The following is a 14,033-nucleotide window of genomic DNA, read 5'->3' on the forward strand; positions in this document are numbered from 1 at the left end:
TTAGATCACGATTATTTGTGGACGTATCACAGCCGTTACCAACCTCGTTGGGCCGTGGTTTGATGACGTTACGCACGGTAGCGGCGGTCATGCACCGGAGGACCACGCCGTGACTGTCTGGCTTCGCGGTGACCATCTCGTTCGCCGCCGCGGCCCGCTCGCGGACCGGCCGAACGAACGCGTCGTGCTCGTCGAGGCCACGTCGTTCGCACGGAAACTCCCCTACCACCCACACAAGCTCACGCTGGTGTTCAGCGCGATGCGCCATTTCCGGGACGAGCTCCGGGACGCCGGGCGGACCGTCGACTACTACCGGGAGGAGACATTCGCCGACGCCCTCGAACGCCACTTCGAGGCGCATCCGAGCGACACGCTGGTGACGCCGGCGCCGGTCACGGAGCGCGAACGCGACCGCCTCACGGAACTGGTCGAAACTGCGGGCGGGTCTGTCGAGTTCGTCGACGACGAGCGGTTCGTCTGCTCGCCGGCGCAGTTCGACGAGTGGGCCGGTGAGGCCGACGGCTACCGCCACGAAGACTTCTACCGGTTCCTGCGCCGCGAGACGGGCTACCTGATGGACGGCGACCGACCGGTGGGCGGCGAGTGGAACTACGACGACCAGAACCGCGAGACGCCACCGGCGGACTGGACGGCGCCGGACCCGCCGGCGTTCGAACCCGACGCGTTGACCAGGGAGGTGGCCGCGTGGGTCGACGAGACGTTCGCGGGCGGGTACGACGAACCGCCGTACGGTGGGGACTGGGCCGACCCCGCGCCCTTCCGGTGGCCGGTCACGCGACGGCAGGCCGTCCGGGCGCTGGACGACTTCGTCGCGAACCGTCTCGCCGAGTACGGGCCGTACCAGGACGCCATGCGCTGCGACGAGTGGGCGATGAGCCACAGCCTGCTGTCGACGTCGCTCAACCTCGGCCTGCTCGGCCCGAGGGAGGTCATCAAGCGGGCGATCGCCGCCTACGAGGACGACCAGGCGCCCCTCAACAGCGTCGAAGGGTTCGTCAGGCAGGTGCTCGGATGGCGCGAGTTCCTCCGCCACGTCTACCGGCGCGAGATGCCGGCTCTCGCCGAGGCGAACCAGCTCGGTGCCGAGGAGGACCTGCCGCCGTTCTACTGGACGGGAGAGACGAACATGGCGTGTCTCGCGGACGTCGTCGACGGCGTCCGGACGCGGGGCTACTCCCACCACATCGAGCGCCTGATGTTGCTCTCGAACTTCGCGCTCGTCTACGGCGTCGACCCGGCCCAGCTCAACCGCTGGTTCCACGCGGGCTACGTCGACGCCTTCCACTGGGTGACGACGCCGAACGTCGTCGAGATGGGGCTGTTCGGGGCGGGCGTCTTCGCGACGAAACCGTACGCCGCCTCGGCGAACTACGTCGACCGGATGAGCGACTACTGCTCGGGGTGTCCCTACTACAAGACCAAGACCACCGGCGAGGGAGCCTGTCCGTTCAACGCGCTGTACTGGGACTTCCTCGACCGAAACGAGGGCCACTGCGGTCGAACCACCGGATGGGGTTGGTTTACGGGCACCTCGACAACAAGGACCAGGAGGAGCGGGAAGCGATACGTGAACGGGCCGAAACGGTTCGGACGATGGCCACACGGGGGGATCTCTAGACCCACCCGGGCCGGCGCTCACTCGTCGGTGTCGGTCCCCCGCTGGCGGAGTTCGTGGCGGGTGAACTGAGGCTGGGCGAGTCGGGGGCCACGCCGCCGGCGAAACGAGACGAGGAGCGCCGCTGCGGCGATGGCCGTCACCGCCACGGCCGTCCCGAGGGCGACCAGATCGCCGCGTGTGTAGAAGAAGGCGACGACCGGGACGCCGGCACTCACGACGATACCGAGCAGGAGTCGACCCGCCATCCGTGTCGTCAGTCCATCGCTGTCGGCGAGCAGCGCCCGGAGCAACAACTCCTCGCGGCTGGCGGTGTCCAGCGCTGACTCGAGCGACGGCGGCGTGCGAACCAGCGCCCGGGCGGTGGCCGTCGCGGCGGTCCGGACCTCCTCCCGGACGGCCGTCCCGGCGTCGGCCGCGCCCTGTTCCATCACGTACTCGGTGATGATGTCGATGAAGTCGAACTCGGGGTCGAGCGCCCGGCAGACCCCTTCGAGCACGGTCGTCACGCGCACCACGAGCGCGAGGTCCTGCGGGAGTCGCATGGGGAACTCGTACAGCTGCGCTTCGAACTGGCCGACGAGTTCCTCGATGCGGTACTGGCTGATGTCCTCGCCACGGAACTGCTCGATGACGATCTCGAAGGCCTCGCGCATCACCTCGCGGTTGGCCTGCGGGTCCAGCGCACCCATGGCGACGAAGGCGTCCATCACCCGGTCGACGTCGTCGGCCGCCAGCGCGACGTAGAACTCCATCAGCTGCGCCCGGGTCCGGGCACCCAGGTGGCCGGTCATCCCGAAATCGTAGAAGACGAGCGTCCCGTCGGCCTGGACCGCGAGGTTCCCCGGGTGCGGGTCGGCGTGGAAGACGCCGTCCTCGACGATCATCTGGATGTAGACCTCCTCCAGCCGGCGGACCAGTGCCCGCCGGTCGATACCGAGTTCGTCGAGTCGCTCGACGTCGTCTATCTTCACGCCGTCGACGTAGGTCATCGTGAGGACACGGTCCGTGGTCCGCGAGGGCAGCACCGACGGCATCACGACGTCGTCCCTGTCCGCGAAGTTCGCACCGATCTCCCGGAGCATCCGCGCCTCGTGGCCGTAGTCCATCTCCCGGCGGATGGTCGCCGTGAACTCCTCGGCGAGGTTCTCCAGGGTGTAGGCCTGGCCGGGCGGCGCACCGCTGGTCAGAATCGGCGTCAGCGCGCGCAGGACACGGAGGTCAGATTCGACCCGCTGTCGGATGCCGGGTCGGAGGACCTTCACGGCGACCGTCTCGCCGTCGCACTCGGCGACGTACACCTGGCCAAGCGAGGCACCGCTGATGGGCGTCGTGTCGAACTCGTCGAACTGCTCGTCGACGGGCCCCAGTTCCGCATCGATGACCTGCCGGATGTCGCGCCAGTCGTCCGGCGGGACGCGGTCCTGCAGTTCCGCGAGGACGTCGACGTACTCCTGTGGGATGGCGTCCGGCCGGGTCGAGAGCATCTGACCGAGTTTGATGAAGGCCGGGCCGAGGTCGACGAACGTCGCCTTGAGTTCGCGGGCCCGCCGCGTCCGCTCGGCCGCCGGCACGGAGCGCGACCGGCCGAAGAGGACGAACCGGCGTCTGTCCCGGGCCCAGGAAAGCACCAGGGACGAACTGCCAGACGATGACCACCGTCCGCAGGAGGGCGCGCAGGGTGACACGGAGGCCGGTCGGCCGCGCCTCGCCGCGCTGGTCGGACCCGGGACCCCCGCTCTCGGAGTCGCTCACTACCGGTCTGTCGGGGCCCGTGACAGATGAGTGTACTGGACGAGGCAGCAGCGGCACCCGGTCACACCGGCACGAGGCCGCTGGCGACCTCCACCACGGTCTCCCAGACGGAGACACCGACGGTCACCGCGAGCGCGAAGTCGGCGGCGAAAAACAGGAATATCGCCGCGCCGACGAAGTGGGCCTTCCGGAGGTCGAACGCGTGCGAGAAGCGGTGGAAGAACAGCGCATTCGCGATGCTCACCGGGATGATGGCCAGCATCTCGCCGGTCCAGATGGCCGTGGGGAAGGCTGGGTACTGGGTCGCGAGCGCGATGGTGATGGTCTGGGTCTTGTCGCCGAACTCGCCGAAGGCCATCATGGCGAAGATGGGGAGGAACCCGCCCAGTCTGTTCGGGACGCGCACGTCGAGGACGGGGACGCGGACCTCCAGTTCGCCACCGTCGCTGGAGATACCGGGCTGGCCGCTGGTGTCGGGCGCGCCGTCCGACGGTGCAGACCGCACGAGCAGGACGGCGAAGACCACGAACAGCAGCGCGGTGAGCGCGTCGAGGTAGACGCCGGGCAGCAGGTCCGTGACGCGCCGACCGACCCAGATCTCGACGACGGTCCAGCCCGCGAAGGCGCTCCCGGCGGCGGCGACGACCATCGCCGGGTGGAACCGAGTCGAGAGCCCCGCGATGATGAACTGGACCTTCTCGCCGGGGAGGACCGCCAGCTGGGCCGCCGCCGCGATGACGAGGACACCGAGCCAGGTCACCTCGCTCATGACTGGGTGGATTCGTCGGTCTCGAGGGCGGTCGATTCGGCGCGGGGCTCTTCGAGCGGCCGGACCTGGATGGCCTCGGTGATGTGATCGGGGAGCGAGACGGTCCCCGTCCCGTCGATCCGGACGGTCATCAGCCCGATGGGCGCGATCTCCTCGACGGTGAACCGGGTCCCTGGCGTGATGCCCTCCCGGTCGAGGTACGTGAGTTCCTCAGGGTCCCGGTCCCGCACCCGGACCACCTCGAGGTGGTCGCCCTCCCCGTGGTCCGACAGCGACGACTCGCCCGCGTCGTCGATTGGTTCGAGCGCGTCGTTGGGGATAGGATCGCCGTGCGGGTCGACCGCGGGCTGGTCGAGGCGGTCCGCCACGCGACGCTCGAACTCCTCGCTGATGTGGTGTTCGAGTATCTCGGCTTCCTCGTGGACCTCGGCCCAGTCGTAGCCCAGTTCCTCGCTCAGGAACGTCTCGATGAGCCGGTGGTGGCGGATGACCTCGAGCGCGACCGTCTCGCCCTCTCGTGTCAGCGTCACGCCCTTGTACTTCTCGCGGTCGACGAGGCCACGCTCGGTGAGTTTCTCGATCATGCTCGTGGCCGTCGGCGGCGTGACCTCGAGCTTCTCGGCGAGTCTGGAGGTGGCCACCGACCCGCCGCCCTCCCGTTCGAGGGTGTAGATGGCCTTCAGGTAGTCCTCCATCTTCGCGCTCAGCATAGCCGAATTTAGACGCGTCTAATTCAAAAGTGTGATGATGTGGTGACGTTCCCGGCCCCGTGGGGCCCTCACTCGTCGGCGGTGTAGGTCTCGGTGCGGTACCTGGTCAACAGGTACAGGAAGAGGTACCCGATAGCACCGAGGATGAAGAGCGTCGCCGGGATGAGAAACGGGCCGAACGTGCTGACGAGCGTCTCGACCACCGGCGTGACCAACATACCCGCGCTTGGGAACGGTCACTGATAAAACGACGAGACACGCACCGGCGGCTGTCACGGCGCCGCGGCTCGCAGTCGACGTACCCGTCCGACCGGAGCCGGCCGTTCAGATGAGGTCCTGGTTCTCGAGCGACTCCATCACGTCGTCGACGAACGCGTCGACACTCTCGTAGGGGAACTCCCCGTCGAGTTTCGTGTTCAGTTCCATGGCCGTCATCGAGAACTCGCCCGACTCGAACTTCGTCGACGGGCCGGCCGGCAGGGCCGGGACGAGGTCCATCGGACTGGAGATGGGGTAGTCCGCACCCTCGAACGCCTCGACGAACTGCTCTCGGAGGTCTGCTTTGTCTACCATCGTTCGTCTCACTGTACCGCCAGCCGTTCCATAAAAGGTTCGAAGAGGGGACACTCTTCCGTTGTTTGAAGTTTATTCCGCGCGTTCTTGTCACTCCAGCCCCAACGGCGGGTATGGTCTCACAGCGCCGACGTCAGTTCCTCCAGGCGGGCCTGCTCGGACTCGGCGGGCTCGCAGGGTGCGTGGGTCCGGGTGGGTCCGCGTCCTCGCGTACCGAAACGGACGACGACAACGGGCCCTCGTCACCGTCCCCTGACGAGACGCCCGATCAGTCGCTCGCCTCGCTCGAACTCACCGGGGACCCGGTGGCGGACGGGTTCACCGCGCCCGTCGACGTCCTCGCGCCCCGGCCGGACGAGTACTTCGTCGCCGACCAGGCCGGTGTCGTCACTCGCATCGGTCCCGAGGGGGAGTCTCGCCCCGTCCTCGACGTCCGCGACCGGATGGTGTCCGTCAACGGCTACGACGAACGTGGCCTGCTCGGCCTGGCGCTGCACCCCGACTACGACGGCGACGGCCGCCTGTTTGTCAGGTACAGCGCGCCCAGACGGGACGGGACACCAGAGAACTTCTCGCATACGTTCGTGCTGGCCGAGTTCGAAGTCAGCGACGGAACCGTCGACCGGGGGAGCGAACGGACCGTCCTGGAGATTCCCCAGCCACAGTCGAACCACAACGCCGGCGCTATCACGTTCGGGCCGGACGGGTACCTCTACGTGGCCGTCGGCGACGGCGGTGGTGGCGGCGACCGGGGACGGGGCCACGTCGACGACTGGTACGACGCCGTCGAGGGCGGCAACGGCCAGGACGTCACCGAGAACCTCCTCGGGAGTGTCCTCAGACTCGACGTGGACGACGCCCCCAGCGGCGAGTCCTACGGGATTCCGGACGACAACCCGCTCGTCGGGGAGTCCGGCCTCGAGGAACACTACGCCTGGGGCTTTCGCAACCCCTGGCGCTTCTCGTTCGGTCCGGACGGTCGATTCTTCGTCGCCGACGTCGGGCAAAACGAGTTCGAGGAGGTGAACCTCGTCGAACGGGGTGGGAACTACGGATGGAACGTCCGCGAGGCGACACATTGCTTCGATGCGTCGGATTGCCCGACCGAGACGCCGGACGGCCAGGCACTCGTCGACCCCATTATCGAGTACCCCCACGGTGGGAGCGATGTCTCGGGCGTCTCCGTCATCGGCGGATACCTCTACGACGGGGCGGCGATTCCGGCCCTCGAAGGACGGTACGTCTTCGCCGACTGGCGGGCGAACGGCCGCCTGTTCGTCGCGAGCGAGCACGACAGCGGCCGCTGGCCTGTCCGTGCTGTCCCCATCGTCGGCGAGGACGTAGGCCAGAACGTGCTCGCGTTCGGCCGGACGCCGGAGGGGGAGCTGCTCGTCTGTACGACCGAGCGCGCGTGGGTGGCGAGAGCGGCGTCGTGCACCGGATTCGGGAGCGCTGAGTGTCGGCTATCCGATCTGGCTGCGGGAGGCAGTCGGCGTGGTACCATACCTGCCGATACGGTTTTACGTCGTAACGCGATATCTTCGGGCGAGATGATGGCAACGACCCACGCGCTCGTCGGGGTGGCCGTCGCGTCCGTCGTCGCAATCACCAACCCGGAGTACGCGGGTGTCGCGATGGTGGGGGCGTTCGCCGGCGGGGTGTTCCCCGACCTGGACCTCTACGTGGGCCACCGCAAGACGCTGCACTACCCGACGTACTACTGGGTGCTCGTCGGCGTCGCGGCGATGGCCGTGGCCGTCGCGAACACGCCGGTCACCGTCGGGGTCGGGTTCTTCCTGCTGGGGGCGGCCCTGCACTCGACGATGGACATCTTCGGCGGGGGCCTCGAGTTGCGCCCCTGGGAGGCGGGGTCGGAACGTGCGGTGTACGACCACTTCCGGGGGCGCTGGCACGCCCCTCGCCGGTGGATTCGCTACGACGGATCGCCGGAGGACGCCCTCGTCGCCTCGGCCGTCGCGATCCCCGCACTCGCCGTGACGGACGGGCCGGTGGCGATGCTCGTCGCCGGGGCGGTACTGGTCTCGCTTGCCTACGCGCTGGTCCGCCGGCGGATACCGTGGCTGACGAAGCACGCGCTCCGGTTCGTCCCAGCGCCGCTGTACGCCTACGTCCCCGACCGGTTCGTCGAGGGATGACCCTCAGCGGCCGTCCTGGGTACCCTCGTCCCGGTCGACGAAGTTCTCGAGGTACTCGTCGCCGACGGCGATGACCACCAGCGCGCCGACGAGGTTGAAACAGAGGTCAAAGAGCGTGTCCGTCCGCCCGTAGGTCCGTAGCATGGGTTCGATGTCCAGCGCTTCCGCGGCGCTGTGGATGACGTACTCCGCGAGTTCCCAGGCGATGCCGGTCAGGCCGACGGCACCCAGGACGGTCGCAGTGGGGTCGTTCCCACGCCGTCGCGTGACGACGTGGACGAGGCTGCCGACCAGCGTCGCCGAGTGGGTGTGCGTGAGGTGGTCCCACCACCAGACGTCGTCGTAGGGGCCGAGCATGCCGACGGCGTGGGTCACCATCGCCGACCCGGTGTACAGGCGCTGCCACGGCAGAAACTCGACGTCGTACCTGGATTCGATGGCCCGCGGGAGGAAGGTTCCGGCCAGCGAGAGCACGGCGTTGACCGCTGCACTCCAGTTCCGCCGACGGACGCCGACGAAGAAGATGGCGACGAGTGTGACTCTGATGCCCCGCTCGGCGTTCCGAGCGAGGCCGGTGGAAGATGACGACACTGAGACTCGTTTCGTATCTGACGGATGGCGTCGAAAAATGTGTTTCGCCCGCGAAGGGATGTCAGTCGTCGGCCGGCACCGCCGCGTCGCCGTGGGTCACCTCGTCGCCCATGAGCGTCATGAACTCCGCGAGCCACTCGGGGTGGTCCGGCCAGGCCTGGCCCGTCACGAGGTTCCGGTCGCGGACGACGCCGTCGACCCACGTGCACCCGGCGGCCTCACACTCGGGCCGACAGGCCGGGTACGACGTCGCCTCGTACCCGTCGAGGACGCCCGCGGCGGCGAGGATCTGCGGGCCGTGACAGAGCGCCGCGACGGGCTTGTCGGCCTCGAAGAAGTGCTGTACCGCCTCGATGACCGACTCGTAGGTCCGGAGGTACTCGGGTGCGCGGCCGCCGGGGACGACCAGCGCGTCGTAGTCGCCGGGGTCGATGTCGGCCATCGTCGCGTTCAGCTCGAAGTCGTGGCCACGGGCCTCCATGTACGTCTGGTCGCCACGGAAGTCGTGGACGGCCGTCTTGATCTTCTCGCCGGCTTCCTTGTCCGGACAGACCGCGTGGACGTCGTGACCGACCATCTGCAGTGCCTGGAACGGGACCAGTATCTCGGCGTCCTCGCCGAAGTCGCCGACTATCATCAGGATGTCGTTGCTCATTGGTTCCACCGTTCGTACGTTCTCGCTCGGCGGAAATAAAGACAGAGGTGAATTATCAGATTACTTTATTCCGGCGTCTCCTCGAAGAGCCGCCCCACCTCGGCGAGCGAGTCGAGGACGTAGTCCGGTCGAACGTCGCTGCGGGCGAGGTCGGCCTCGTCAGTGACGCCCGTCGTGACGAGCGCCGTCGTCATGCCGGCTCGCGCCCCCATGGCGATGTCCGTATCGAGGCGGTCCCCGACCACCAGGCACTCCTCGGGCTGACGGCCGAGCCGGTCGAGGGCTGCGTCGACGGCCACCTGCGAGGGTTTACCCAGGACGGCGTCCGGGTCCCGGTCGACGACGCCGGCGATGGCGTTGATGATGGCGCCCGAGCCAGGGGTGGCCCGCCCGTCTTCGTCGGGGAACGTCCGGTCCGGGTCGGTCCCGAGGAATGTCGTGTCCTCGTCGACGGCACGGAGCGACGCCACCAGGTCGCGGTAGTGAAACGAGTCCGTCCACGAGGCCAGCAGGACGTCGGCCGCCGCCGGGTCCGAGACGACGTCGACCGATGTTCCGCGGACGTGCGCCCGGAGCGGGTCGCTGCCGACGACGAACACCCGGTCGCCGGCGTGCTGCGAGTCGAGGTACTCACAGGTGACGACCACCGACGAGCAGGCTTCGCCCGGGCGGGCGTCGACGCCGAGGGCACCGAGTCGCTCGACGTACTCGGTGCCGTCGTGGAGCGGGTTGTTCGAGAAGAAACAGATGTCGGCCCCCTGACGCCGTATCTCGTCGATGGCGTCGGAGACGCCAGGCAGGAGGGTGTCGCCGCGGTAGACGGTTCCGTCCAGATCCAGAATTACACCCCCGTAGGTCATCTACCGGGGTTTGGGGCCCGAGAGACAAAAAGCCGTCTCGCCCGACCCGACGTCACCGACGCCGTGACCCGGCCAGTGGCGTCGGCGGCGCCAGGGAGACCTCGATACCGGGGCTGTAGTGGACCAGCGGGTCGGCGACGGCACCCTCAAGCCCCACCAGCTCGAGAGGTGCACTCCCGACGGACGCCTCGACCGGGACGAGTCGCCAGGGGTCGTGCCCGACGCTCCCGACGAGGCGCGTCCCGGCGGGCCCCGTCGCGAAGTAGCGCTCACGCTCGACGAGGAAGCCCGCGAGCGAGTCTGGCGGTGCCGTCGTCCCGTCGCTATCCGCGGGCGTGTACTCGACGTCCAGTGCTCGGCGACCGTCCACGTCGAGCGTCCGGCGGGTCGACCCACCGGCCCCGTGGCGGACGGCGAGACGCCCGCGGCGATAGGGGAGGCCGAGCAGGCGGCCGGCCGCCTCCCGCGTGAACCGGTCGTCGGTGTACAGACCGAGGAAGTAGACCCCGCGCTGGTCGGTCGGCCCCCGGACGTACGTCCGCAGGTTCACGGCAGCGGCCGGCCGCGTCAGGTCGACGCCGAACGCCCGGACGCGCTCGACGGTGTGCGCGACCGCCGAGATCCACGCGTCCCCGTCGACGGCCTCGACGGTGAGCCAGTCGGGCACCACCAGTCTCGGGGCGTCGGGGTCGACCGGCCAGTGACAGAAGCACACGTCGTCGAGCGTCGTCCGCAGCGGGCTGACCGAGACCACGTCCCCTGCTTGGGGCAGGACCGCAATCAGTGTAGCGCCCGGCCCTACAACCGGTGGAGGACGCCAGCGGAGACGTCGATGCCCTCGCTGTAGTGGACGAGCGGGTCGCCGTCGGGGTACTCGAAGCCGTTGACGTCGAAGAGCTCGTTCCGGCGGACGTCGGCCGTCCCGCCCTCCAGTGGCCAGGGCTCGTGGTTGATGTCGGCGTAGTAGACCTGCCCGTTCTCCGCGCTTGCGTAGAACCGGTACCGCTCGACGAGGAACTGCTCCAGCGAGTGTGTGTCGGGTGTCGACGGCGCTCCGTCACCCTCGTAGGTCACGTCGAACCGGGCCGTCGGCCCGTTCGTCCCGGGCCGCTCGCTCTGGAACCGCACTCGACCGTCGCGGGACTCGACGCGCATCGACGCCGAGTAGTACGGCAGCATGAACAGTCGACGGGCGAGGCGGACGCTGAGCGCGTCGTCGGCGTCCAGGTTGTAGAAGTACACCCCGGGGGTCCCGCCGGCGCGGACGTAGGTTCGCAGGTTCAACTCGCCGAACGAGCGGCCGACAGGGCTCCCCCGGGGCCTGATGTCGGCCATCCGGAAGGGAACGACACCCAGGTACGCGTCGCCGTCGTAGGTGTCGACGGTCAACGGGTCGGGGAGGGTCTCGGCGACGACGGACGGGTCGACCGGCCAGTGGAGGAATCCCACGTCCCGCCAGCGCATCCGGAGGATGTCCATACCAGCCGTACGTACTCGAGGACTTTCGGCCTGTCGTGAGAGGTGTCCCCACGCTCCCGGCAACGCTTTGACCACGGGGCCGACGGCCCACGTATGGACTTCGAGGTCATCCAGGGCGACATCGCCGCCCAGTCGGCGGACGTACTGGTCAACGCCGCGAACACGAGCCTCCACATGGGGTCGGGGGTCGCCGGGGCGCTCAAACGGGCGGCCGGCGCGGGGCTGGACGACGAGGCCGTCTCGAAGGGGCCGGTCGAACTCGGCGGCGTCGCGACGACGGACGCGTACGACCTGGACGCCGAGTACGTGATTCACGCGGCGGCGATGCCTCCGGGCGGGTCTTCCACAGCCGACAGCATCCGCGACGCCACGCGGAACGCCCTCGAGGAGGCCGACGCGCTGGGCTGTGCGTCGATGGTCCTCCCGGCGCTCGGGTGTGGCATCGCCGGGTTCGACTTCGAGGACGGTGTCCGAATCATCTGTGAGACCATCGGGGCGTTCGACCCCGACTCGCTCGAGGACGTCCGGCTCATCGCCTACTCCGACGAGGACTACGAGCGCATCCGGCGCGTGGCAGACGAGGTACACACGGCGTGACGGACCTCGACAGACCGGCCGACACCGGGGCCACCGAACCCGAGTCGGACGGCCCCGTCCGCTGTCCGGTCTGTGGCGCAGACTTCGAGTCGGTGTCGGTCCACGACGAGGGGCTGATGGTGAACCTGCTCGACAACGAGCGGTTCAGGCGCGTCTGTTTCCAGCCAGTCAGCGACGACGACGGAACGCCGCTGGTCCGCTTCTTCCATCACACGCACGAGCAGGCCGGGACGGGCCAGCCCGGAACCCGCGGCGGGCGGGTCCCCTGACGGCGACGGCGCTCAGGTCAGCACCAGTCGGCCCGCGCGCCACTCCCACAGGACCTCCAGCGTGAGCCAGACCAGCAGCCAGGCGGCCAGGAAGGTAAACACCAGCAGCGTCGACGAGAGGTAGTGCAGGACCTCGCTGGCAGCCGCTAGCGCGGGGTAGACCATCGCGGTTCCGACGAGCGTCAGCGCGAACCCGACGAAGCCGGTGACGTAGTGTTCGACGGGGTCGACCGGGAGCCCATCCGGAGCGTCCGCTCCGCACGTGCGTCCCGACTGCACCCGGTCGTCGGTCCGTGACATGGGCATTGCTCACACACCTCATCTAGACGAACGGGATGGTTCTATTTAATCTTTGACACCACCGGCACCCTGCCCGGGGTGACCTGCCCGCCGAGGGGCACGGACCGGTCGGCGGTGGCGCTCAGTCGACCGCTTCCTCGAGGAGTCCCGTCACGGCCTTCGCGGCGTCCTGGAAGGCCTCGACCTCCATCTCGTCGGTCGTCAGGAGGACGCCGATGCCGTCACCGAGGAGGCGGATGACGTAGCCGTCGTCGTGGATCCGTACGGTGAACTCGTAGGTCCCGATGCTGGAGGGGTCGCTCGGGACGGAGAGCACCGACCGGACCGGCGCCTCGTCGAAGCCGATGCGTTCGAACTCGACCAGCCGCGACTTGACCTCCATGGCGCCCTGCTGGGTCTCGTAGAGGTCCTTGCGGACGTAGAGCAGGTCCATGTCTCGTTCTGTGAAGTAGATGACGCTGCGGAGGGTATCGCCCAGCGTCGTCCGGGCGGCGCTGATGAGGCTGTCGGCGAACGTGGTGTCGATGCCGGTGCTGAACGGGACAGAGTACATGCGCCCCGTAGGGATTCTGACATCTTAAAGTTATGTGTCGGATTTCCCCTCAATCATTCGAAATCGGGGCGAAGAACGGCGATGGAACAGCAAATCTCCTGGAAGCAACTGTGGCTGCGGGCGCGTCCATCCTGGTCGGGGCCTCCGTCCGTCACTCGTGGCCGGACACGCGGACCGGCTCGTACGGTTCCTCGAGCCACTCGACGTCGCTCGCCGAGAGGTCGATGTCGAGGGCGGCGACGGCGTCCTCCAGGTGTTCGATGCTCGTGGTGCCGACGATGGGTGCGTCGACCCACTCCTTCTCGAGGACCCACGCCAGCGCGATCTGGGCCATCGAGGCGTCGTACTCGTCGGCCAGCTCCTGGACGCGCTCGTTGACCTGGCGGCCGTTCCCCTCGAAGTAGGGGTGGCCCCGGGCGTGGTCGTCCGTCTCGCCGCGCGTGGTCGCCTCGAACTCCTCGTGGGGCCGGGTGAGATAGCCCCGCGCGAGCGGACTCCACGGGATGACGCCGACGTCCTCCTTGTCACACAGCGGCAGCATCTCGCGTTCCTCCTCGCGGTAGAGCAGGTTGTAGTGGTTCTGCATCGTCAGGAACCGTTCCAGCCCCTCGCGGTCGCTGGTGTGGAGCGCCTCGGCGAACTGGTGGGCCCACATCGACGACGCGCCGACGTACCGCGTCTGGTTCCGGCGCACCAGGTCGTCGAGGGCCCGCATCGTCCCCTCGATAGGCGTATCGTAGTCCCACCGGTGGATCTGGTAGAGGTCGACGGTGTCCATCCCCAGGCGGGAAAGCGAGTTCGCACACTCCTGTTCGAGGGCCTTCCGCGAGAGCCCCGCCGAGTTGGGGTTGTCCTCGTCCATCCGGTGGAATCCCTTCGTCGCGACGACCTGTGCATCGCGGTCGTAGTCCGCCAGGACGTTCCCGAGGACCCGCTCCGATTCGCCCAGCGAGTACATGTTGGCGGTGTCGAAGAAGTTGATGCCCAGGTCGATGGCGCGCTCGATGATCTCGCGGCTCTCGGGTTCCTCGAGGACCCAGTCCCGCCAGTCGGAGGTCCCGAAACTCATACACCCCAGACAGAGGCGGCTGACTTCAACGCCGGTCGAACCGAGTGTCGTGTACTCCATA

The 14,033-nt window shown here is 68.2% G+C and carries 15 protein-coding genes and 2 pseudogenes; 4 read left to right on the top strand and 13 right to left on the bottom strand.

Translation table 11 applies throughout. The features are described from left to right. Window positions 1–109 precede the first annotated feature (109 nt). A pseudogene (locus P1N55_RS02565) lies at window positions 110–1,638 on the top strand (cryptochrome/photolyase family protein). Window positions 1,639–1,656: 18 nt separating this feature from the next. On the opposite strand, the pseudogene P1N55_RS02570 reads toward P1N55_RS02565, so the two are convergent. The 5 genes and pseudogenes from P1N55_RS02570 to P1N55_RS02590 form a co-directional block, all read right to left on the bottom strand. Next, a pseudogene (locus P1N55_RS02570) lies at window positions 1,657–3,391 on the bottom strand (ABC1 kinase family protein). A 61-nt stretch (window positions 3,392–3,452) separates the two neighbouring features. Further along, window positions 3,453–4,160 carry a TMEM165/GDT1 family protein gene (locus P1N55_RS02575; RefSeq protein ID WP_276277452.1) on the bottom strand — a complete coding sequence of 236 codons (708 nt, stop codon included), beginning with the start codon at window positions 4,158–4,160 and terminating at the stop codon, window positions 3,453–3,455. Beyond that, window positions 4,157–4,870, bottom strand: coding sequence for a metal-dependent transcriptional regulator (locus tag P1N55_RS02580; protein ID WP_276277453.1), 714 nt, complete (start codon window positions 4,868–4,870; stop codon window positions 4,157–4,159). Before P1N55_RS02580 ends, P1N55_RS02575 begins: the two co-directional genes overlap by 4 nt. Window positions 4,871–4,938: 68 nt before the next feature. Then, on the bottom strand, window positions 4,939–5,088 hold the full coding sequence (locus tag P1N55_RS02585; protein ID WP_276277454.1) for a hypothetical protein: 150 nt from the start codon (window positions 5,086–5,088) through the stop codon (window positions 4,939–4,941). Between the two features lie 106 nt (window positions 5,089–5,194). Continuing rightward, complete coding sequence (locus tag P1N55_RS02590) at window positions 5,195–5,443, bottom strand: MTH865 family protein (RefSeq protein WP_276277455.1); 249 nt, start codon at window positions 5,441–5,443, stop codon at window positions 5,195–5,197. Between the two features lie 113 nt (window positions 5,444–5,556). On the opposite strand from P1N55_RS02590, the gene P1N55_RS19565 reads away from it, so the two are divergent. Then, window positions 5,557–7,599: a PQQ-dependent sugar dehydrogenase gene (locus tag P1N55_RS19565; RefSeq protein WP_346429994.1), complete on the top strand. Its 2,043-nt coding sequence runs from the start codon at window positions 5,557–5,559 to the stop codon at window positions 7,597–7,599. Between the two features lie 3 nt (window positions 7,600–7,602). Here the strand turns inward: P1N55_RS19565 and P1N55_RS02605 are convergent, their stop codons facing one another. From P1N55_RS02605 to P1N55_RS02625, 5 genes are all read right to left on the bottom strand, one after another. Next, window positions 7,603–8,190 carry a hypothetical protein gene (locus P1N55_RS02605; RefSeq protein ID WP_276277456.1) on the bottom strand — a complete coding sequence of 196 codons (588 nt, stop codon included), beginning with the start codon at window positions 8,188–8,190 and terminating at the stop codon, window positions 7,603–7,605. Window positions 8,191–8,251: 61 nt separating this feature from the next. Next, the gene (locus P1N55_RS02610; protein WP_276277457.1) at window positions 8,252–8,845 is read right to left on the bottom strand and encodes a DJ-1/PfpI family protein; all 594 of its coding nucleotides are present in this window, start codon (window positions 8,843–8,845) and stop codon (window positions 8,252–8,254) included. Window positions 8,846–8,910: 65 nt separating this feature from the next. Continuing rightward, window positions 8,911–9,705, bottom strand: coding sequence for an HAD-IIA family hydrolase (locus P1N55_RS02615; protein ID WP_276277458.1), 795 nt, complete (start codon window positions 9,703–9,705; stop codon window positions 8,911–8,913). 52 nt (window positions 9,706–9,757) lie between these two features. Continuing rightward, a complete protein-coding gene (locus P1N55_RS02620; protein WP_276277459.1) occupies window positions 9,758–10,459 on the bottom strand; it encodes a DUF2071 domain-containing protein in 702 nt (233 codons plus the stop codon). Window positions 10,460–10,503: 44 nt separating this feature from the next. Next, the gene (locus P1N55_RS02625) at window positions 10,504–11,184 is read right to left on the bottom strand and encodes a YqjF family protein (protein WP_276277460.1); all 681 of its coding nucleotides are present in this window, start codon (window positions 11,182–11,184) and stop codon (window positions 10,504–10,506) included. Between the two features lie 93 nt (window positions 11,185–11,277). Here P1N55_RS02625 and P1N55_RS02630 point away from each other — a divergent pair, with 93 nt between their 5' ends. Together P1N55_RS02630 and P1N55_RS02635 are read left to right on the top strand one after the other, a co-directional pair. Next, entirely contained in the window at window positions 11,278–11,781 is a 504-nt protein-coding gene (locus P1N55_RS02630; RefSeq protein ID WP_276277461.1) for a macro domain-containing protein, read from the top strand. Further along, on the top strand, window positions 11,778–12,050 hold the full coding sequence (locus P1N55_RS02635; protein WP_276277462.1) for a hypothetical protein: 273 nt from the start codon (window positions 11,778–11,780) through the stop codon (window positions 12,048–12,050). The genes P1N55_RS02630 and P1N55_RS02635 overlap by 4 nt, the downstream gene beginning before the upstream one ends. A gap of 12 nt (window positions 12,051–12,062) precedes the next feature. On the opposite strand, the gene P1N55_RS02640 is transcribed toward P1N55_RS02635, so the two are convergent. The 3 genes from P1N55_RS02640 to P1N55_RS02650 form a co-directional block, all read right to left on the bottom strand. Further along, window positions 12,063–12,350 carry a hypothetical protein gene (locus tag P1N55_RS02640; RefSeq protein ID WP_276277463.1) on the bottom strand — a complete coding sequence of 96 codons (288 nt, stop codon included), beginning with the start codon at window positions 12,348–12,350 and terminating at the stop codon, window positions 12,063–12,065. 121 nt (window positions 12,351–12,471) lie between these two features. Then, entirely contained in the window at window positions 12,472–12,903 is a 432-nt protein-coding gene (locus tag P1N55_RS02645) for a DUF7522 family protein (RefSeq protein ID WP_276277464.1), read from the bottom strand. A gap of 151 nt (window positions 12,904–13,054) precedes the next feature. Then, window positions 13,055–14,032 carry an aldo/keto reductase gene (locus P1N55_RS02650; RefSeq protein ID WP_276277465.1) on the bottom strand — a complete coding sequence of 326 codons (978 nt, stop codon included), beginning with the start codon at window positions 14,030–14,032 and terminating at the stop codon, window positions 13,055–13,057. Window position 14,033 lies beyond the last annotated feature (1 nt).

The organism is Haloarcula regularis (assembly GCF_029338315.1).
In the GTDB taxonomy this organism is placed as follows: Archaea; Halobacteriota; Halobacteria; order Halobacteriales; family Haloarculaceae; genus Haloarcula; species Haloarcula regularis.

Bases quoted from the DNA above. Each gene is read 5' to 3' on its own strand.
- P1N55_RS02575 (WP_276277452.1), bottom strand. From the start codon at position 4,160: ATGAGCGAGGTGACCTGGCTCGGTGTCCTCGTCATCGCGGCGGCGGCC.
- P1N55_RS02580 (WP_276277453.1), bottom strand. From the start codon at position 4,870: ATGCTGAGCGCGAAGATGGAGGACTACCTGAAGGCCATCTACACCCTC.
- P1N55_RS02585 (WP_276277454.1), bottom strand. From the start codon at position 5,088: ATGTTGGTCACGCCGGTGGTCGAGACGCTCGTCAGCACGTTCGGCCCG.
- P1N55_RS02590 (WP_276277455.1), bottom strand. From the start codon at position 5,443: ATGGTAGACAAAGCAGACCTCCGAGAGCAGTTCGTCGAGGCGTTCGAG.
- P1N55_RS19565 (WP_346429994.1), top strand. From the start codon at position 5,557: ATGGTCTCACAGCGCCGACGTCAGTTCCTCCAGGCGGGCCTGCTCGGA.
- P1N55_RS02610 (WP_276277457.1), bottom strand. From the start codon at position 8,845: ATGAGCAACGACATCCTGATGATAGTCGGCGACTTCGGCGAGGACGCC.
- P1N55_RS02615 (WP_276277458.1), bottom strand. From the start codon at position 9,705: ATGACCTACGGGGGTGTAATTCTGGATCTGGACGGAACCGTCTACCGC.
- P1N55_RS02625 (WP_276277460.1), bottom strand. From the start codon at position 11,184: ATGGACATCCTCCGGATGCGCTGGCGGGACGTGGGATTCCTCCACTGG.
- P1N55_RS02630 (WP_276277461.1), top strand. From the start codon at position 11,278: ATGGACTTCGAGGTCATCCAGGGCGACATCGCCGCCCAGTCGGCGGAC.
- P1N55_RS02640 (WP_276277463.1), bottom strand. From the start codon at position 12,350: ATGTCACGGACCGACGACCGGGTGCAGTCGGGACGCACGTGCGGAGCG.
- P1N55_RS02645 (WP_276277464.1), bottom strand. From the start codon at position 12,903: ATGTACTCTGTCCCGTTCAGCACCGGCATCGACACCACGTTCGCCGAC.
- P1N55_RS02650 (WP_276277465.1), bottom strand. From the start codon at position 14,032: ATGGAGTACACGACACTCGGTTCGACCGGCGTTGAAGTCAGCCGCCTC.